The organism is Sinorhizobium arboris LMG 14919, assembly GCF_000427465.1.
GTDB lineage: Bacteria > Pseudomonadota > Alphaproteobacteria > Rhizobiales > Rhizobiaceae > Sinorhizobium > Sinorhizobium arboris.
Genome location: NZ_ATYB01000014.1, coordinates 1,264,176 through 1,282,264 on the forward strand (window position 1 = coordinate 1,264,176; position 18,089 = coordinate 1,282,264).

General features: G+C 61.6%; 18 protein-coding genes. 10 read left to right on the forward strand and 8 right to left on the reverse strand.

What is annotated here, in order from left to right:
* Positions 1 to 3 precede the first annotated feature (3 nt).
* The 3 genes from SINAR_RS0117280 (at position 4) to hflX (ending at position 2,616) form a co-directional block, all read left to right on the forward strand.
* Positions 4 to 867: a D-amino-acid transaminase gene (locus tag SINAR_RS0117280; protein ID WP_028000246.1), complete on the forward strand. Its 864-nt coding sequence runs from the start codon at positions 4 to 6 to the stop codon at positions 865 to 867.
* Between the two features lie 102 nt (positions 868 to 969).
* A complete protein-coding gene (gene hfq / locus SINAR_RS0117285; protein WP_003535434.1) occupies positions 970 to 1,212 on the forward strand; it encodes an RNA chaperone Hfq in 243 nt (80 codons plus the stop codon).
* A gap of 6 nt (positions 1,213 to 1,218) precedes the next feature.
* Positions 1,219 to 2,616, forward strand: coding sequence for a GTPase HflX (hflX, locus tag SINAR_RS0117290; protein WP_028000247.1), 1,398 nt, complete (start codon positions 1,219 to 1,221; stop codon positions 2,614 to 2,616).
* Between the two features lie 188 nt (positions 2,617 to 2,804).
* Here hflX and mazG read toward each other — a convergent pair whose 3' ends face one another.
* Positions 2,805 to 3,638 (reverse strand): nucleoside triphosphate pyrophosphohydrolase, encoded by an 834-nt coding sequence (mazG, locus tag SINAR_RS0117295; protein WP_028000248.1) that lies wholly within the window; start codon positions 3,636 to 3,638, stop codon positions 2,805 to 2,807.
* A 3-nt stretch (positions 3,639 to 3,641) separates the two neighbouring features.
* On the reverse strand, positions 3,642 to 4,229 hold the full coding sequence (locus SINAR_RS0117300) for a deaminase (RefSeq protein ID WP_028000249.1): 588 nt from the start codon (positions 4,227 to 4,229) through the stop codon (positions 3,642 to 3,644).
* Positions 4,230 to 4,451: 222 nt separating this feature from the next.
* Between SINAR_RS0117300 and cysG the strand changes: the two genes are divergently transcribed.
* From cysG to SINAR_RS0117325, 5 genes are all read left to right on the forward strand, one after another.
* Positions 4,452 to 5,909, forward strand: coding sequence for a siroheme synthase CysG (gene cysG, locus SINAR_RS0117305; RefSeq protein WP_028000250.1), 1,458 nt, complete (start codon positions 4,452 to 4,454; stop codon positions 5,907 to 5,909).
* 10 nt (positions 5,910 to 5,919) lie between these two features.
* Positions 5,920 to 6,237 (forward strand): DUF2849 domain-containing protein, encoded by a 318-nt coding sequence (locus tag SINAR_RS0117310; protein ID WP_028000251.1) that lies wholly within the window; start codon positions 5,920 to 5,922, stop codon positions 6,235 to 6,237.
* Positions 6,238 to 6,251: 14 nt separating this feature from the next.
* Positions 6,252 to 7,925 carry a nitrite/sulfite reductase gene (locus tag SINAR_RS0117315; RefSeq protein WP_028000252.1) on the forward strand — a complete coding sequence of 558 codons (1,674 nt, stop codon included), beginning with the start codon at positions 6,252 to 6,254 and terminating at the stop codon, positions 7,923 to 7,925.
* A 17-nt stretch (positions 7,926 to 7,942) separates the two neighbouring features.
* On the forward strand, positions 7,943 to 8,443 hold the full coding sequence (locus SINAR_RS0117320; protein ID WP_028000253.1) for a DUF934 domain-containing protein: 501 nt from the start codon (positions 7,943 to 7,945) through the stop codon (positions 8,441 to 8,443).
* 145 nt (positions 8,444 to 8,588) lie between these two features.
* Positions 8,589 to 9,401, forward strand: coding sequence for a ferredoxin--NADP reductase (locus SINAR_RS0117325; RefSeq protein WP_028000254.1), 813 nt, complete (start codon positions 8,589 to 8,591; stop codon positions 9,399 to 9,401).
* 330 nt (positions 9,402 to 9,731) lie between these two features.
* Here the strand turns inward: SINAR_RS0117325 and SINAR_RS0117330 are convergent, their stop codons facing one another.
* The 4 genes from SINAR_RS0117330 to SINAR_RS0117345 form a co-directional block, all read right to left on the reverse strand.
* On the reverse strand, positions 9,732 to 10,508 hold the full coding sequence (locus SINAR_RS0117330) for an amino acid ABC transporter ATP-binding protein (protein ID WP_028000255.1): 777 nt from the start codon (positions 10,506 to 10,508) through the stop codon (positions 9,732 to 9,734).
* Positions 10,509 to 10,525: 17 nt separating this feature from the next.
* Positions 10,526 to 11,680, reverse strand: a complete 1,155-nt coding sequence (locus SINAR_RS0117335) for an amino acid ABC transporter permease (protein ID WP_028000256.1) — start codon at positions 11,678 to 11,680, stop codon at positions 10,526 to 10,528.
* A gap of 1 nt (position 11,681) precedes the next feature.
* Entirely contained in the window at positions 11,682 to 12,875 is a 1,194-nt protein-coding gene (locus SINAR_RS0117340; RefSeq protein WP_028000257.1) for an amino acid ABC transporter permease, read from the reverse strand.
* Positions 12,876 to 12,979: 104 nt separating this feature from the next.
* Positions 12,980 to 14,005: an amino acid ABC transporter substrate-binding protein gene (locus tag SINAR_RS0117345; RefSeq protein ID WP_028000258.1), complete on the reverse strand. Its 1,026-nt coding sequence runs from the start codon at positions 14,003 to 14,005 to the stop codon at positions 12,980 to 12,982.
* 339 nt (positions 14,006 to 14,344) lie between these two features.
* Here SINAR_RS0117345 and SINAR_RS0117350 point away from each other — a divergent pair, with 339 nt between their 5' ends.
* The gene (locus tag SINAR_RS0117350; RefSeq protein WP_028000259.1) at positions 14,345 to 15,535 is read left to right on the forward strand and encodes a cystathionine beta-lyase; all 1,191 of its coding nucleotides are present in this window, start codon (positions 14,345 to 14,347) and stop codon (positions 15,533 to 15,535) included.
* 137 nt (positions 15,536 to 15,672) lie between these two features.
* Here the strand turns inward: SINAR_RS0117350 and SINAR_RS0117355 are convergent, their stop codons facing one another.
* Positions 15,673 to 16,842, reverse strand: coding sequence for an FAD-dependent monooxygenase (locus SINAR_RS0117355; RefSeq protein WP_028000260.1), 1,170 nt, complete (start codon positions 16,840 to 16,842; stop codon positions 15,673 to 15,675).
* 26 nt (positions 16,843 to 16,868) lie between these two features.
* Entirely contained in the window at positions 16,869 to 17,114 is a 246-nt protein-coding gene (locus SINAR_RS0117360) for a zinc-finger domain-containing protein (RefSeq protein ID WP_003535025.1), read from the reverse strand.
* A 188-nt stretch (positions 17,115 to 17,302) separates the two neighbouring features.
* Here SINAR_RS0117360 and SINAR_RS0117365 point away from each other — a divergent pair, with 188 nt between their 5' ends.
* Entirely contained in the window at positions 17,303 to 18,088 is a 786-nt protein-coding gene (locus SINAR_RS0117365; RefSeq protein WP_028000261.1) for an alpha/beta fold hydrolase, read from the forward strand.
* Position 18,089 lies beyond the last annotated feature (1 nt).

Consider the following 18,089-nt stretch of genomic DNA (forward strand, 5'->3'; position numbering starts at 1 on the left):
ACCATGCCGAGAATCGCCTATGTCAACGGCACCTATGTCCAGCATGCCGAAGCCGCCATTCACGTCGAAGACCGGGGCTACCAGTTTGCCGACGGCGTCTACGAAGTCTGCGAGGTGCGGCACGGTTTCATCATCGATCTGACGCGGCACCTCGATCGCCTCGGGCGATCCCTGGGCGAGCTCAGGATAAGCTGGCCGATGAGCCGTGCGGCGCTCGTCCATGTCATTCGGGAGGTGCTGCGCAGAAATAGGGTCCGAAACGGCCTCTTCTATCTGCAGGTGACCCGCGGCGTCGCGCGGCGGGACCATGTTTTCCCTGATTCGGACACCCCGCCGTCGATCGTCGTCACCGCCAAGCGAACGGACCCTAGGGCGGTCGCCCGGAAAAACGCAGAGGGCGTATCGGCGATAACGGTACCGGAAAATCGGTGGGATCGCGTCGATATCAAGAGCGTCGGCCTTCTCCCGAACGTGCTCGCCCGCCAGAGCGCGAAGGAGGCCGGAGCGCAGGAGGCGATCTTCGTCGATGCGGACGGCACGGTCAAAGAGGGCGCGGCGACGAATGTATGGATCGTCGACGGCGAAGGCACGTTGCGCACCCGCCCGGCGGAGAGTGGCATTCTGCGCGGCGTGACCCGCACCACGCTCATGGACGTGGCCAAGCCGCTGGGCCTGAAGATCGAGGAAAGGGCGTTTTCCGTGGAGGAAATGCTCGCCGCGCGGGAGGTCTTCATTACGGCTGCTACCAGCATCTGCTTTCCCGTCGTTTCCGTCGACGGAAAGACGATCGGCAACGGTCATCCAGGAAGCATAGCACAGAATATTCGCGAGGCCTTTTTCGACATTGCGGAAAAGACGTTGATTTGATACCAAACCTGTCGGAGGTGCCGGGGATCGTACTTGACACCTTAAAAAATTAACAAAATGTACCGGCGCAAGAACGCCGGCAAATAAGAAAGAAGCGGCGCGATGGCGGAACGTTCTCAAAACTTGCAGGATCTCTTTCTCAACACGGTCCGCAAGCAAAAGATTTCTTTGACCATTTTCCTCATCAACGGCGTCAAGTTGACGGGTGTCGTAACATCGTTTGACAATTTCTGTGTGCTGTTGCGCCGCGACGGTCATTCTCAGCTCGTCTACAAGCACGCCATCTCGACGATCATGCCGGGTCAGCCGCTGCAGATGTTCGAGAATGAGGAAGCTGCCTCCTGACGGGACGTGAGGAACATTACCAAGCGTGATTCGAAATCGTCGTCGATCATTCCGGAACTCGAGAAGCTCCGCGATGATTCGCGTGCCGTCGTGGTCGTTCCGGTCCTGAAAAAGACCGGGAAGGCATCTGCCGATATCGGCGTGCAGCCAGCCACGCGCTCGGATGAAAGCCGACTGGAGGAGGCGACGGGCCTGGCGCTCGCAATCGATCTCGACGTCGTGCACGGCATGATCGTTCCAGTCGCCCAGCCGAAGCCCGGGACCCTGCTCGGCACCGGCAAAATCGAAGAGATCGGTCACGTTCTGAGCGAGAAGGATGCGGGGCTGGTGATCGTCGACCACCCGCTGACGCCTGTCCAGCAGCGCAATCTCGAGAGGGAATGGAACGCCAAGGTCATCGACCGCACCGGCCTCATTCTCGAAATCTTCGGCCGGCGCGCCTCCACCAGGGAGGGCACGCTGCAGGTCGATCTCGCACATCTCAATTATCAGAGGGGCCGCCTGGTACGCAGCTGGACCCACCTGGAGCGGCAGCGCGGCGGCGCGGGTTTCATGGGCGGGCCCGGCGAAACGCAGATCGAAGCCGACCGCCGGTTGCTGCAGGAGAGGATCGTCAAGCTGGAACGCGAGTTGGAGCAGGTGCGCCGCACGCGCCAGCTTCACCGTTCGAAGCGCAAGAAGGTCCCGCATCCGATCGTCGCACTCGTCGGCTACACGAATGCGGGCAAGTCGACGCTTTTCAACCGGATGACGGGGGCCGGCGTGCTCGCCGAGGATATGCTCTTCGCGACGCTCGACCCCACGCTGCGGCGGCTGAAGCTGCCGCACGGACGCATGGTCATCCTATCCGACACCGTCGGCTTCATTTCCGACCTGCCGACCCATCTCGTCGCCGCTTTCCGGGCGACGCTTGAAGAGGTGCTCGAGGCCGACCTGATCCTGCATGTACGCGATCTGTCCGATCCGGACAATCAGGCCCAGGCAAGCGACGTGCTGCGCATCCTGGCCGATCTCGGCATCGACGAGAAGGAAGGGGCCGAGCGCCTTGTCGAAGTCTGGAACAAGATCGACAAGGTCGAACCGGAAGTGCGCGAAGCGCTGGTGAAGAAGGCTGCGGGCGCCGACAACACGGTGGCCGTTTCCGCCATGACCGGCGAAGGCGTTGACGAACTTCTCTCTGAAATCGGTCGACGTCTTTCGGGCGTCATGACCGAATGCACTGTCGTTCTGGGCCTTGATCAGCTGCAGTTGCTGCCTTGGATCTACCAGCATGCGCTGGTCGATGGCCGCGAAGACCTCGAGGACGGACGCGTCAGCCTGGACCTGCGTCTGACCGAAGGAGAGGCCGCCGAACTCGAGAGGCGGCTCGGCAACGGCCCGAAGGCCGTCGAAGAGGACTGGTAACAGCCAGGACCGCTGCGCCATCTCCTGACTTTCCGCACAGGTTATGAGAGTGGACTCCTCATCCCTGTTCCGTCACAGGGATCCAGCAGCGCCGCGTCTGTGGCGCGGAAGCGTTGCGCTGGCTGTATTCCTATGGCGGGCACAGGAGTGAGGAGTAGTATAGAGACGCAGCGGGTAACGCCACAAGCTTACGTCAGCTGCCTTTCGATGGCTTTCGCGGCCTGCCAGAGTTCTTCCATGCGCTCCAGCGATGCGGCATCGAGCGTTTCGCCTCCGGCTTCCAGTTCCTTCTCGATGTGGCCGAAACGGCGCCGGAATTTGGTGTTGGTGCCGCGCAGCGCCATTTCCGGATCGGTGCCGACATGGCGGCCGATATTGACGAGCGCGAAGATCAGGTCGCCGAGCTCATCCGCGACCTTTCCCCGGGCACCGTCTTTCAGGGCCTGCCGCAACTCGCCGATTTCCTCCTCGACCTTGTCGAGGATCGGCTCCGGTTCGGACCAGTCGAAGCCGACCTTTGCGGCCCGTTCCTGCAGCTTCAGTGCCTCGACCAGCGCCGGAAAGCTGCGCTGGATCGAGCCGAGATGACCCGCGTCTTCCTCCTGCGGCAAGCCGCGCCGCAGGCGCCGCTGCCGGCGGTCGGCCTTCTCGGCCTGCTTGATCTCTTCCCATTGCAGCTTGACCGCCTCGGCGGTGTCGGCATCGGAGCGGGCGAAGACATGCGGATGGCGGCGGATCATCTTGCGCGTGATGGCTTCGACGACGTCTCCGAACGAGAACTCGCCGGCCTCCTCGGCCATGCGCGCGTGAAATACCACCTGCAGCAAAAGGTCGCCGAGTTCGTCGCACAGGTCGTCCATATTGTGACGCTCGATCGCGTCGGCGACCTCATAGGCCTCCTCGATGGTGTAAGGACGGATCGTCTCGAATGTCTGCACGATATCCCAGGGGCAGCCCGTCTCCGGATGGCGGAGCGCGGCCATGATGTCGAGCAGGCGCTGAATGTCGCGGGAAGCTTCCATGGTTCAATTCAGCGGTATGGCGTTGCTGTCTTTGCTCGCCTGGTAGGTATCGGACAGGCGGTCGTATCGTGCCCGGATGCGGGCATCCTGGCCGGTGAGCCGCTCCCGCGTTCCCGGATCGGCGTCCTGCATCAGTGCCGCGATGGAGGCCGATTTCCAGAATGCATTCTGCCGGGCATAACCGCCCGGTTCCAGGCGGAAGACCTCCTTCAGGATTTTCAGATCATGCGGGATAGCGAAGCTGTCGCGCGAATCCTCGTGGCTGAAGAAATAGTAGAAGTTGTCGAAGCCGGCCCAGGTGATCGCCGAGAGGCACATGGAGCAGGGCTCGTGCGTCGACAGGAAGATGAGCTCGCGCGTGTCCGGCGTCTCGGCCATCTCGTAGAAGCGCTTGAGCGTATGCACCTCGCCATGCCACAGTGGGTTCTCAGTCTCGTTATTGGTCTCGGCCAGCACCAGCGACAGGTCGGACTTGCGCAGGATTGCGGCCCCGAACACCTTGTTGCCGTCCGCCACGCCCTTTTCGGTGAGCGGCAGGATGTCCTCTTCGATGACGGCAAGGAGGCGTTCTGCCAATTCGGATTGTTTCATGTCTCGGTCTCCCGCTTTGAACCGCATTTAACGGAGGTCTGCCGGCCTGTGCAATGGCCGACCCTCCGGGTGACCTGGAGCTCCGGAGATATTTGCTCAAAAAGATTGGCTGTCGAGCAAAACAATACGTAGGCGGAAAAGCATTGAAATTTCTGTTCCTTCAATTGTTGCGGCCTATAGGGGATATTCGCCGCAGCCTGCAAAAGGAGCCGCTGCCTCGTTATGTCGCAGAAATTGTCTGTCTTTCCGGCGTTCTTTCGCGTCGCGCAGAAAAGCGTGGCGGTGTTCGGCAATGGGGACGAAGCCTTCGCCAAGGTGCGGCTCCTGCTAAACACCGAAGCGCGCATCGTGGCCTATGCGCATCGGCCGGAACCGGCCTTCGCGGCTTTCCTGGAAACCAACACTATCGAGACCGTGCGCGAGCCCTTCGAGGCTCGCCAGGTCGAAGGCGCGGTTCTCGTCTTTGCCGCCACGGGCGACGCGGCTTTTGACCGCCTTATCGTGACTGCGGCGCGCGAGCGGAAAATTCCTGCGAATGCCGTGGATCAGCCGGATTATTGCGATTTCCTGACGCCGGCACTCGTCAACCGTGCACCCGTCGCGGTTGCGATCGGCACCGAAGGTGCAGGCCCGGTTCTCGCGCAGATGATCCGGGCGCAGATCGATCAGCTGCTGTCGCCGTCCCTGGGCATCGTTGCCTCCCTGGCGGCGAGCTATCGCGACGCCGTCGACCGTCTCGTGCCGCGCGGCGTCGCACGTCGTGTCTTCTGGCGGCGCTTCTTTTCCGGTCCGGTGGCGGATCACGTCGCTCTCGGCGACCTCGCATCCGCACGCAGCGAGGCCTCGAAGCTGCTGGATGCCGCAGGTGGCGTCGCGGGGCATGTCTGGCTGGTCGGAGCCGGACCGGGCGCCGAAGACCTGCTGACGCTCCGGGCGCAGCGCGTGATGATGGAAGCGGATGCGATCGTTTACGATGCGCTGGTCCCGCAGGCTATCGTAGACATGGGTCGCCGCGACGCCGAGCGGCTTTCGGTCGGCAAACGCAAGGGCTGCCATACCAAGTCGCAGGACGAGATTAATCAATTGCTTGTGAAGCTCGCTAGCGAAGGCAAGCGTGTGGTGCGGCTGAAATCCGGCGATCCTCTGGTCTACGGTCGGGCGGGCGAGGAAATGGCGGCACTGCGCGAAGCCGGTATCAGCTATGAGGTGGTGCCCGGGATCACATCTGCTTTTGCCGCTGCCGCCGATTTCGAGTTGCCGCTGACGCTCCGTGGCGTGGCGTCGTCGCTGGTTTTTACGACCGGGCACGATCTGACCGGCAGCGTCCTTCCCGATTGGGCGCGACTGGCCGTTTCCGGCGCGACGATTGCGGTCTATATGGGACGCTCCGTTGCCGCCTCCGTCGCCTCGCGGCTGATGCAGGCAGGTCTGCCGCAGGACACGACCGTTGCCGTCGTAGAGAATGCGAGCCGTGCCGAGCGCCGTCTGCTGCACGGAACCCTGCGTGATCTGCCGGATCTCGAGACACGGACGGAACTCGACGGGCCGGTCATGGTGATCATCGGCGAAGCGGTTGCGGGCGCGAATTTCGAACGGTCCGAGCCGCTGGCGGCCGGCCGCATCAGGATTGGCGGTGCCGGCAAGGCTTCAGCGAAACGCACCGAACAGATTTGGAATTGAGGACGACGCGATGGTGGAAAAGGTTCTGACGGCAAACCGTCTGGCGGATGGCATATCCGTTTGGCTCGACGCTTCCGGTAATTGGGTGGAGTCGTTGCAGGATGCCTTCGTCGCTCGCCATGCGGAGGCCGTTGCGGCTCTGGAGGCGACCGGAAAGCGCTCGTTCGACGAGAATAAAGTGGTAGACGTGAACGTTATCGACGTCGAGGAAGTCGACGGTGCGCTGCGGCCGTTGCGCATGCGCGAACGGATACGCGCCGAGGGACCGTCGATCCCCTACGCGCCGGGATATAATGGGCTCGCCGGCCCGAAGAATGTTGCTGCCTGAGGACCTGAAAAGCCATGTACCGTTACGACGAATTCGATCACGCCTTCGTTTCCGCACGCGTCGAGCAGTTCCGCGACCAGGTCCAGCGGCGGCTGTCCGGCGAACTTGCGGAGGACGCGTTCAAGCCGCTGCGCCTGATGAACGGCGTCTATCTGCAGCTCCATGCATATATGCTCCGCGTCGCCATTCCCTATGGCACGCTATCGAGCCGCCAGATGCGGATGCTTGCCCATATTGCCCGCAAATATGATCGCGGCTACGGACATTTCACCACCCGTCAGAACATCCAGTACAACTGGCCCCGGCTTTCGGATACGCCTGATATCCTTCAGGAGCTGGCAAGCGTCGAAATGCATGCGCTGCAGACCTCCGGTAATTGCATTCGCAACGTTACGGCGGACCATTTCGCCGGTGCCGCGGCTGACGAGGTTGCCGACCCGCGCCCCTATGCCGAAATCCTCAGGCAATGGTCGAGCGTCCACCCGGAGTTCTCGTTCCTGCCGCGCAAGTTCAAGATCGCCGTGACGGGAGCAGAGCGAGATCGCGCCGCCATTCAGGTGCACGACATCGGCCTGCATCTGAAGAAGGATGAGAATGGCAAGCTCGGCTTTGCCGTCTATGTCGGCGGCGGTCAGGGCCGCACGCCGATGATTGCCAAGAAGATCCGCGACTTCCTGCCGGAAGAGGACCTGCTCTCTTATACGACAGCGATCATGCGCGTTTACAACCTCCATGGCCGCCGTGACAACAAGTACAAGGCCCGCATCAAGATCCTGGTTCACGAGACCGGTGCTGAGGAGCTCGCCCGTCAGGTGGAGGCGGAGTTCGCCAACCTGAAGGACACGGAACTGAAGCTGCCGGATACGGATATCCAGGCGATTGCTGCATATTTCGCGCCCGCGATGCTGCCGAACCGCCCGGAGGGCTGGGGTAGTCTTGCCCGCTGGAAGAAAGCCGACCCGGAATTTGCGCGGTGGGTGCACCAGAACGTTCAGTCGCATAAGCATCCCGATTACGGCATGGTGACGATCTCGCTGAAGCCGATCGGCGGCATTCCCGGCGATGCGAGCCACGAGCAGATGGATGCGGTCGCCGATATCGCGGAGGAATACGCCTTCGACGAGATTCGTGTCAGCCACGAGCAGAACCTGATCCTGCCACACGTGGCACTGGCCGACCTCGAGCCAGTCTATCGGGCCCTGGTCGCTGCCGGCCTCGCCACCGCCAATGCGGGGCTGATCACCGACATCATTGCCTGTCCGGGGCTCGACTACTGCGCGCTTGCCAATGCGCGCTCGATCCCGGTCGCTCAGGAAATTTCGAGCCGTTTCGGCTCGCCCGAGCGGCAGGCCGAAATCGGCGAGCTCAAGATCAAGATCTCCGGCTGCATCAATGCCTGCGGGCATCATCACGTCGGACATATCGGTCTTCTTGGCGTTGAAAAGAAGGGCGAGGAACTCTACCAGATCACGCTCGGCGGCTCCGGCGACGAACATACTTCGATCGGCGAGATCATCGGCCGCGGCTTCGAGCCGGAGAAGGTGACCGACGCCGTCGAGACGATCGTCGATACCTATCTCGGTCTGCGTCGGGACAAGACGGAAACCTTTCTCGAAGCCTATCGCCGGGTAGGGCCGCAGCCTTTCAAGGACGCGCTCTATGGCGGCGGTGCCCAGGCAGCCGCGTGAGTTAAGGGTAATAAAAGATGACGAAAATCTGGAATGAAGCCGGCTTCGTGAACGATGATCCCTGGATCATCGAAACCGACGAGACAAAGGCGGGATCGAACGAGAAGGCGATCCTGGGCATCGACGGCTTTCTGACTGCGGTCGCTGAGAGCGATGCCTCGGAGCTTGGCGTTCTGATCAACCCCGCCGATGACGTGACGCGGCTTCAGCCCTATCTTGACCGGATCGCTTTGGTGGCGGTCGCGTTTCCCGCTTTCAGCGACGGCCGTTCCTTCAGCCACGCTTCGCTGCTGCGCTCGCGGCTCGGCTACAAGGGCGAAATCCGCGCCGTCGGCGACGTGCTCATCGATCAGATCCCGCTGATGCTGCGTTGTGGCGTCGACAGCTTCGCCGTAACCAACGCGACGGCGGTCAAGCGGCTTTCGGAAGGGCGGCTGCCGGGCATTTCCAATCACTATCAGCCGACGGCGAAGCCGTCCGCCAACGTCAATTCGTACAGCTGGCGTCGCGTCTCTTGAGAGACGCGCGCCGCGACAGTGTGAAGCAAGCCGAAATCCTCGAAAGCGACTATATTTGGAAGGGATTTCCTTCCAATTCGGCGTGGGTTGGAATATCCGCTTGTAGTTGATAAACAGCGTCACCATTTACAGGACTGTGGTCACGATGAATGCTCCGGCAAAAAAAGAAGATTTCGCGGTACAGGCACCGGCAGGTGTCTTCGTCGAAACGGTGACGAGCGTCGAACACTACACCGACCGGCTCTTCCGCTTCCGCATGACTCGCCCGCAGGAGTTCCGATTCCGCTCCGGCGAATTTGCGATGATCGGCCTGATGGTTGGCGATAAGCCCGTTTATCGCGCCTATTCGATCGCGAGCCCGGCCTGGGACGAGGAACTGGAATTCTTTTCGATCAAAGTCCCCGATGGGCCGCTGACGTCGCATCTGCAGGGGATCAAGCCCGGCGACCAGGTGCTGATGCGCAAGAAGCCGACGGGCACGCTGGTGCTGGATGCGCTCGTTCCCGGTCGCAGACTCTATATGTTCTCGACCGGCACGGGCATTGCGCCCTTTGCGAGCCTCATCCGCGATCCGGAGACTTTCGAGAAGTTCGAGGAGGTCATCCTCACCCATACCTGCCGCGACGTGGCCGAGTTGAAATACGGTTTCGACCTTATCGAAGAAATCCGCAATCACGAGTTCCTGAACGAGATCGTCGGCGATAAGCTCCGGCACTACGCGACGGTGACGCGTGAGGAATATCCCTTCAAGGGCCGGATCACCGACCTGATGAAGAATGGCAAGTTTTTTGCCGATCTCGGCCTTCCGGCGCTAGATCCCGCGGTCGACCGCGGCATGATCTGCGGCTCCACCGCCATGCTGAAGGATACCAAGGAGATCCTCGAAGCCGCGGGCCTGACGGAAGGCGCCAACAACAAGCCGGCCGAGTTCGTCATCGAACGCGCATTCGTCGGCTGACGCCCGGACAATAGGCAGGCTGAAAGATGTAGGGCGCGCCGAAAGGCGCGCTTTGCTTTATGTTGGTGGCGCCCTGTTCCCGCTTTCCAACTGCTATCAACACGGTGTCATCGAGCCGGCAGACGGGACGATAGCCTAGTTGTCTCAGTTTGATCTGGTATGGTCGGGCGTTCCTTGTAGCCCGTCGACCTTATCGCTCATCCTCCAGGACAAAACGACTCTCCGTTTTCAGCACTGAAACTGGAGGGACCAAGAGGTCCTGGCCGGAGCTCAAACGAAAAACGGCCCGCCAATGAAAGCGGGCCGCCGTCAAATCGAGCTGTTGCCGGATCAGTGCAGGATCTGGCTGAGGAACAGCTTGGTCCGCTCGTGCTGCGGATTGTCGAAGAATTCGGCGGGCGAGTTCTGTTCGACGATCTGCCCCTGATCCATGAAGATCACCCGGTTGGCGACCTGGCGCGCGAAGCCCATTTCATGGGTGACGCAGATCATGGTCATACCTTCTTCGGCCAGGCTGACCATGGTGTCGAGCACCTCCTTGACCATTTCCGGGTCGAGGGCCGAGGTCGGCTCGTCGAAGAGCAGGATCTTCGGACGCATGCAAAGCGAGCGGGCGATCGCGACGCGCTGCTGCTGACCGCCTGAAAGCTGGCCCGGGTATTTGTGTGCCTGCTCGGGAATCTTGACGCGCTCCAGGAAGTGCATCGCGACTTCCTCGGCTTCCTTTTTAGGCATCTTGCGCACCCAGATCGGCGCCAGCGTGCAGTTTTCCAAGATAGTGAGATGCGGGAAGAGGTTGAAGTGCTGGAATACCATGCCGACTTCCCGCCGCACTTCGTCGATCTTCTTCAGGTCGTTGGTGAGTTCTATGCCGTCGACGACGATCTTGCCCTTCTGATGCTCCTCGAGCCGGTTGATGCAGCGAATCATCGTCGATTTGCCGGAGCCCGACGGACCGGCGACAACGATGCGCTCGCCGCGCATCACCCTGAGGTTGATGTCGCGCAGCACGTGGAAATCGCCGTACCATTTGTTCATGTTGGTGATTTCGATCGCGACATCCGTCGTCGACACGGCCAATTTCGATGCAGTGGCGGTATTTGCCATTTTCTTGTTCCCCCTTTTTACCGCTGGCTTCTGTCGAGCAGGCGTTCCATGAAGCCTGAATAGCGCGACATGCCGAAGCAGAAAAGCCAAAAGACGAAGCCCGCAAAGATAAGACCGGTCAGAGGCGTGACGGCGCTGGCCCAGTTCGTATCGCTGAAGTTCAGGCGAACGATGCCGAGCAGGTCGAACATGCCGATGATCGATACGAGCGATGTGTCTTTGAACAGACCGATGAACGTGTTGACGATGCCGGGGATCACCAGCTTCAGGGCCTGTGGCAGGACGATGAAACCCATCTTCTGCCAATAGCTGAGCCCCAGCGAATCGGCGCCCTCATACTGGCCCTTCGGGATTGCCTGCAGGCCGCCGCGAACCACTTCCGCCATATAGGCGGAGGCGAAGAGCGACACGCCTATCAGGGCGCGCAGGAACTTGTCGAAGGTGACGCCCTGCGGCAGAAACAACGGCAGCATGACGCTGGCCATGAAGAGCACCGTGATCAACGGAACACCGCGGATGACTTCGATGAAGACGGTGCAGAGCATCTTGATCACCGGCATGTTCGACCGGCGTCCGAGCGCCAGCAAAATGCCGAGCGGCAGCGAAACTGCGATTCCGACGAATGAAAGGACCAGGGTGACCATCAGGCCGCCCCAGAGCGGCGTCTCGACATAGGTGAGGCCGAACCAGCCGCCAGGCAGCAGGATCGCCGCGACGACAGGCAGGGCGCCCAGCAGCAGCAGCGCATTCAATCCCTTGTAGGGGATCCTGGGTATAAGCATCGGCACCAGGAGCAACACGAAGAGGATGCCGACAAGCGCCGGACGCCAGCGCTCGTCGAGCGGATAGCGGCCGAACAGGAACTGCGCGAATTTCGCATTGACGAAGGCCCAGCAGGCCCCGCTCCAGCCTTCCGGCTGCGAGCCGCCTTGCGACAGCGTGGCGCAGACGCCGCGACCCCCACCGCTCCAGGCGGCATCGATGAAGAGCCACTGAATTGCGGGTGGCACCAGCGATGCCAGAATCAGCAGGCTGACGATCGTCAGGACAGTATCCTTAGGCGTGGCGAACAGATTTTTCCGCAGCCATGAGACGGCGCCGCTTTCAAGCGAGGGGGCCGGCGAAGCTTCGATCATCGAAGCGCGAACGAAAGAGGCTTGCGTAGTCATGATCTCACCTCTCCACCAGCGCCATTCGGGCGTTGTACCAGTTCATGAACAGCGACGTCGCCAGGCTCAGGCTGAGATAGACGATGAGCCAGATGCTTACGATTTCGATCGACTGTCCGGTCTGGTTGAGGATTGTTCCACCGACGGCAACGAGGTCGGCATAGCCGATGGCGACCGCCAGCGAGGAGTTCTTGGTGAGGTTGAGATACTGGCTGGTCAGCGGCGGAATGATGATGCGCATCGCCTGCGGCACGACCACCAGGCGCGTCGTCAGCGCCGGGCGTATGCCGAGGGCATGGGCCGCCTCCGTCTGTCCCTTGGAAACGCCGCGGATGCCCGCCCGGACGATCTCGGCGATGAAGGCTGCCGTGTAGAAGGAAAGCGCGAGGAACAGCGACATGAACTCCGGCCCAACCACCGAGCCGCCCGTGAGGTTGAACTTGCCCGCCACGGGAATGTCGAAGGTGATCGGCGCGCCGGTCACGAAAAAGGTGACCAGCGGCAGACCGATGATCAGTCCGAGCACGGTCCAAAGAACGGGAAGGCGCTCGCCGGTCGCCTGCTGACGCCGGCGTGCGTAACGGGCGAAGAAGACACTTGCGGCGATGGCGATAACAAACGCAAGGAGCGTGTATTCTGCACCCTCTCCTGCGATCGGTCTCGGGAAGGCGACGCCGCGATTGCTCAGGAAGATATTCAGGGGCAGGGCAAGCGCGTCCCGTGCCTGCGGCAATATCGACAGCACTCCGCTGTACCAGAAGAATATGACGAGCAGCGGCGGGATGTTGCGGAATACCTCGACATAGGCCAGCGAGAGCTTGGCTATGATCCAGTTGTGCGAAAGACGCCCGATACCGACGATGAAGCCGATGATCGTCGCCGTGATGATGCCGGTAATTGCAACGAGCAATGTATTGATGAAACCGACCAGCAAGGCTCGGCCGTATGTGGAGTCGCTGCTAAATGAAATCAGCGACTGTCCGACATCGAAGCCGGCGCGGCTCCTCACGAAGTCATAGCCGGATGCAATATTCGCACGCCTCAGGTTGTCGACGGTGTTGTCGACGATCCAATAGATAAGCGCTGCGAGAATGATGACGGTGATTGCCTGATAAAATATCCCGCGTACCTGAGGATCGTTGATGATCGATCCTGAGGACTTGCTTCGTTCAGGCGCGTTGGTGACGCCAATGGCCATGCAATGCCTCTTTCCCCAATTCCACCCATTCGGGTGTTCCCTTATCGGGTTTTTATCATTGGCCGGGGGAGCGGCCGCGGCCGTTCCCCCGGCGTCGCGTCCGATTAGCGGACCGGCGGTGCGTATTGGAGGCCGCCCTTGGTCCAGAGCGCGTTCAGCCCGCGCTCGATCTTCAGCGGGCTGTTTGCGCCGATGTTGCGGTCGAACACTTCGCCATAGTTTCCGACTGCCTTGACGATGTCGACGGCCCACTCGTTGGTGAGGCCGAGGTCGGTGCCGATCTTGCTGTCGGCCTCGACGCCCAGGAAGCGCTGAACGTCGGGATTCGCCGACTTCTTCATTTCCTCGACATTGGCTTGGGTGACGCCGAATTCCTCGGCCTGGATCAGGGCATAATGGACCCAGCTGACGATGTCGAACCACTGGTCGTCACCCTGGCGGACCGCCGGTGCGAGTGGCTCTTTCGAAATGATCTCCGGCAGAACGATATGATCGTCAGGCTTCGAGAGGGTAAGGCGCAGCGAATAGAGGCCGGATTGATCGGTCGTATAGACATCGCAACGGCCAGCGTCGTAGGCGGCGTTCACTTCCTCGAGTTTCTCGAACACAACCGGATTGTACTGCAGATTGTTCGACTTGAAGTAGTCGGCGAGGTTGAGTTCGGTCGTCGTGCCGGTCTGAACACAGACGGCGGCGCCCGAGAGCTCGAGGGCGGACTTCACGTCGAGTTCCTTGCGGACCATGAAGCCCTGGCCGTCGTAGTAGTTGACCGGACGGAAATTGAAGCCAAGCGCCGTGTCGCGGTTGATCGACCAGGTCGTGTTGCGTGCGAGTACGTCCACTTCGCCGGACTGCAGCGCCGGAAAGCGTTCCTTGGCGGAGAGCGGCGTATACTTGACCTTGTTGCCGTCGCCGAAGATCGCGGCTGCAATGGCCTTGCAGTAGTCGACGTCGAAGCCGCTCCAATTGCCGGAGGCGTCAGGGGCTGCGAAACCGGCGAGGCCCGTATTCACGCCGCACTGGACAAAGCCCTTGGCCTTTACGTCATCAAGGGTCGCAGCCGAAGCCGCATGTGTGCCAATCCCCATGACAGCAGCGCCAACGAGAGCTGTCAGAATTCTTCTTGCCATTTTTTTGAACCTTTTCGGTTGTCGTTTGTTCCCGTCTGCACGGTTGCGCTCTCTTGGCGCGTGCAGCCTCAGCCACCCTCCTGGCGTGAGTGCAATCTATCACATGCTCAAAATCTGGAAGGGTCAAGAGACGACGCCGATTTTATGATCTTCCATGTGAAAAACGTGAGGCTCGCCAGAAGTTTAGGCAGGTTTCACGGTAGAATTGCCCGTCATGAGCAAAAAACCGCCAGTTGCGCCTCCTTTTGCGATTCTCAGGCGTCAGGTTCGAATTTTTCCTTGACCCGGCCGGTAGCCCGTTCGATGAGTCGGCAGCGATAATCAACGGCGGATGTTTCAATGGCAGACAAGACGAACGCGCGAGCGGAGCAGGGTATCAATACCCGACTCGCGCATACCGGCAACAATCCCTCCGACTTCCATGGCTTCGTGAACCCGCCGGTGGTTCACGCCTCCACCGTACTCTTCCCGAACGCGAGGACGATGGAGACGCGGGCGCAGAAATATACCTACGGGACGCGTGGTACGCCGACCACCGACGCGCTCTGCGAGGCGATAAACGAGCTGGAGGGCGCGGCCGGCACGATCCTCGTTCCATCCGGGCTCGCCGCGGTCACGGTGCCGTTCCTCGCCTATCTCTCCTCGGGCGATCATGTGCTTATTGTTGATTCGGTCTATTTTCCCACCCGCCACTTCTGCGACACGATGCTTTCGAGGCTCGGCGTCACCGTCGAATATTATGACCCGACGATCGGCGCGGGCATCGAAAGCCTGATCAGGCCGAACACGCGGCTGGTTCATACGGAAGCACCGGGTTCGAACACGTTCGAGATGCAGGATATTCCGGCAATCGCGGCCGCGGCGCACAGGCACGGCTGCATCGTGACCATGGACAACACCTGGGCGACGCCGGTGTATTTCCGTCCCCTCGACCACGGCGTGGACGTTTCGATCCATGCGGCGACCAAGTACCCCTCCGGCCACTCGGACGTTCTCCTCGGAACCGTATCCGCCAATGCGGCCCATTGGCCGGCACTCAGCGAAGCGATGGTCACGCTGGGCGTTTGCGTTTCGCCGGACGACAGCTATCAGATCCTGCGCGGCCTGCGCACGATGGGCGTTCGCCTGGAGCGTCACCAGGCAAGCGCGCTTGCCATCGCCGAATGGCTCGAGGGGCGCGAGGAAGTGGCGCGCGTGCTGCATCCGGCGCTGCCGAGCTTTCCGGGACATGACTTGTGGAAGCGCGACTTCGGGGGTGCGAGCGGAATATTCTCCTTCGTGCTCAAGGCCGCGCCCGAAGAGAGCAAGGCAAAGGCGCATGCCTTCCTGGATGCGCTGACGATCTTCGGGCTCGGCTATTCCTGGGGCGGCTTCGAGAGCCTCGCCGTCCATGTGAACCTCTCCGATCGCAAGGTCGCGAAGGCACCTGCGGAAGGGCCGGTCATCCGGCTGCAGATCGGGCTTGAGGACGTGCCGGACCTGCGCCGCGATATCGAGGCGGGCCTCGCTGCGTCAAATGCGGCCGAGTGAGCCAAGCTCAGGGGAAACGGCAAGGCGCTTCTCCTGAGCATTTCCGGGAAAGCGCGAAACGGCTTTCCGTCCGGACGTGCGGCAAAATACGTGTCAGAGCATCTCCGCGGAATCGGAGAAAAGCGGATATGCTCTCGTCATTCCTGAGCGCCGTAGCCGTAAAGCCAGTCGAAGTCGGCTGCGAGCGCCTCGGGCTTTCTGAAAGAAAGAACGAGGTCGCGCGCGATCCGCACCGGGCCTGCGGCGTGGTAGGCAAAGCTGTTGAAGGCGGCGCGTTTGCGAACGCGTCCGATCCGCGTCCGACGTAGGTCTTCATACCGCGCAAAGGCCGAGGGAAGGTCCGGATTTTCGGCCATGCAGCGGGCGAGTTCACGGGCGTCCTCGATGGCCATAGCCGCGCCCTGGGCTGCGAATGGCGTCATGGCATGGGCGGCATCGCCGATGAGAATGGTGTCGCGCCCATTGTGCCAGGCCCCGTCCGCCACCGTGCAGAGCGGCCAGTAGGTTGCCGAGGCGGCGTGACCGAGCAGCGAACGCAGGTCCGGATGCCAATCCTCGAAAGCCGCTTCGAACTCGCGCCGGCGCTCTGCGGATTCGCCCATCGCCCAGGTTTCACCCGATGCCCCCCCGGCAACGATCGCAACGAGGTTGAAGCCGTTGATCTTCCGGATCGGATAGGCGACGAGATGGGCTTTCGGCGAGAGGAAGGCGGTGACGCGATCATGCGACAGGCAGGCAGCCGCCTGGATGCGAGGCAGTGTGAAGCGCCAGGCGACGATGCCGGAAAAACGGACTGTGCCGGCGCCCGGGAGGGAGGAGCGTGTCCGCGACCAGATCCCGTCCGCGCCGATGATCGCCGCCGGCGCTCGATTGCTCGCCTCGAAGATGGCCGCTCGCGGATCGTCGCCGATGCGGCTTCCCAGATGGAGGCGGCAAAGTGGCTCAGACCGAACGGCATCCAGCAGGATCCTTTGCAAGCTGGCGCGATGCAGGACGCCATAGGGCGCGCCCCAGCGCTTGCGGGCGTGCCCGCCTGCAGGCACGCTCGCAAGCTGCCGCAGCGAGCGGCCGTCCGTGAGCGAGATCGCCTCGGGTTCGTCCCAGACGGTTTCGAGTGCGGGCAGCAACCCGAGTTCGATGAGTATTCGCGATGCATTCGGCGATAGCTGCAGCCCGGCGCCGACTTCCTCCAACGCGCCGGCCTGCTCGAAGATATCCGTCCGGAATCCCCGTCGGGCGAGGCAAAGCGCGGCCGTCAGACCGGCGATGCCGGCGCCGACGATCGCAACCGGATCAGCCTTTTGCATGGATATCGTGCCGTCGCCTGCGTGGGTCAGGCGGCTTTGGTCGTGAAGAGGCAGCCCGGAGGGATCGTTTCCGTCGCTTTCAGGGAAGGGTTGTAGCGGTAGAGTGTCGAGCAGTAGGAACAGACCTTCTCGTTCTCGTCGCCCATGTCGACGAAGATGTGAGGGTGATCGAACGGAACGGAAGCGCCCGTGCACATGAATTCCTTGACGCCGATCTCGATGACCCGGTGCCCGCCGTCGTTCTGGAAATGGGGGATGCTGTGGCCGGCCATGTCGTACTCCGATATATGCAAGTCTTAGATGTCGGTTGGGGTGTCGATTTTGCCGGCACCATAGTGAGCTTTGGTGAAAATGTGTAGCGGCAAACATGCCGGCCTTGTGGTTTTTGGACCGCCGGGGTTTTCGGCCGTTGCTTTAGCCACTAACGTCCGCGCCGACAGGACAATACCAGGAAGACCAGATGGACCTGAACCCTCCGACATTTTCCCGCTTCACGCATGACGGACTGGAAATCGCTTACTTCGACGAAGGTGACCCTTCGGGAGACCCGATCCTGCTCATCCACGGCTTTGCGTCGAGCGCCAATGTCAACTGGGTGTTCCCCGGCTGGCTGAAGACGCTCGGCGACGCCGGATACCGGGTCATTGCGCTCGACAACCGCGGACACGGGCAAAGCAGCAAGCCGCATGACCCGTCGGTCTACCATCCGCCTCGGATGGCCGGGGATGCGGCAGCGCTTCTGGCGCATCTCGGCATCGCCGAAGCGCATGTCATGGGCTACTCGATGGGCGCGCGCATCTCCGCCTTTCTGGCGCTGCGGCACCCGCATCGCGTCCGCTCGCTCGTGTTGGGTGGCCTCGGAATCGGCATGATAACGGGGGTGGGGGAGTGGGATCCGATCGCCGACGCATTGCTTGCGCCTTCGCTGGAAGACGTGGTGCACGAGCGCGGCCGCATGTTCCGCGCCTTTGCAGATCAGACGAAAAGCGACCGTCAGGCGCTCGCCGCCTGCATTGCGACTTCGCGGGACCTTCTTTCCGCCGACGAAGTCGGGCGCATAGACGTGCCGGTTCTGATCGGTGTCGGGACGAAGGATGACATCGCCGGGTCGGCCCAGGAACTCGCGGCGCTGATGCCGCATGCGATCGCGCTCGACATTCCCGGACGCGACCACATGCTGGCGGTCGGCGACCGCGTATTCAAAAAGGCGGCCCTGGAATTCCTTGCCGAGGTCGGGCGAACCTAGG

Bases quoted from the DNA above. Each gene is read 5' to 3' on its own strand.
- SINAR_RS0117280 (WP_028000246.1), top strand. From the start codon at position 4: ATGCCGAGAATCGCCTATGTCAACGGCACCTATGTCCAGCATGCCGAA.
- hfq (WP_003535434.1), top strand. From the start codon at position 970: ATGGCGGAACGTTCTCAAAACTTGCAGGATCTCTTTCTCAACACGGTC.
- mazG (WP_028000248.1), bottom strand. From the start codon at position 3,638: ATGGAAGCTTCCCGCGACATTCAGCGCCTGCTCGACATCATGGCCGCG.
- SINAR_RS0117300 (WP_028000249.1), bottom strand. From the start codon at position 4,229: ATGAAACAATCCGAATTGGCAGAACGCCTCCTTGCCGTCATCGAAGAG.
- cysG (WP_028000250.1), top strand. From the start codon at position 4,452: ATGTCGCAGAAATTGTCTGTCTTTCCGGCGTTCTTTCGCGTCGCGCAG.
- SINAR_RS0117310 (WP_028000251.1), top strand. From the start codon at position 5,920: ATGGTGGAAAAGGTTCTGACGGCAAACCGTCTGGCGGATGGCATATCC.
- SINAR_RS0117315 (WP_028000252.1), top strand. From the start codon at position 6,252: ATGTACCGTTACGACGAATTCGATCACGCCTTCGTTTCCGCACGCGTC.
- SINAR_RS0117320 (WP_028000253.1), top strand. From the start codon at position 7,943: ATGACGAAAATCTGGAATGAAGCCGGCTTCGTGAACGATGATCCCTGG.
- SINAR_RS0117325 (WP_028000254.1), top strand. From the start codon at position 8,589: ATGAATGCTCCGGCAAAAAAAGAAGATTTCGCGGTACAGGCACCGGCA.
- SINAR_RS0117330 (WP_028000255.1), bottom strand. From the start codon at position 10,508: ATGGCAAATACCGCCACTGCATCGAAATTGGCCGTGTCGACGACGGAT.
- SINAR_RS0117340 (WP_028000257.1), bottom strand. From the start codon at position 12,875: ATGGCCATTGGCGTCACCAACGCGCCTGAACGAAGCAAGTCCTCAGGA.
- SINAR_RS0117345 (WP_028000258.1), bottom strand. From the start codon at position 14,005: ATGGCAAGAAGAATTCTGACAGCTCTCGTTGGCGCTGCTGTCATGGGG.
- SINAR_RS0117350 (WP_028000259.1), top strand. From the start codon at position 14,345: ATGGCAGACAAGACGAACGCGCGAGCGGAGCAGGGTATCAATACCCGA.
- SINAR_RS0117355 (WP_028000260.1), bottom strand. From the start codon at position 16,842: ATGCAAAAGGCTGATCCGGTTGCGATCGTCGGCGCCGGCATCGCCGGT.
- SINAR_RS0117360 (WP_003535025.1), bottom strand. From the start codon at position 17,114: ATGGCCGGCCACAGCATCCCCCATTTCCAGAACGACGGCGGGCACCGG.
- SINAR_RS0117365 (WP_028000261.1), top strand. From the start codon at position 17,303: ATGGACCTGAACCCTCCGACATTTTCCCGCTTCACGCATGACGGACTG.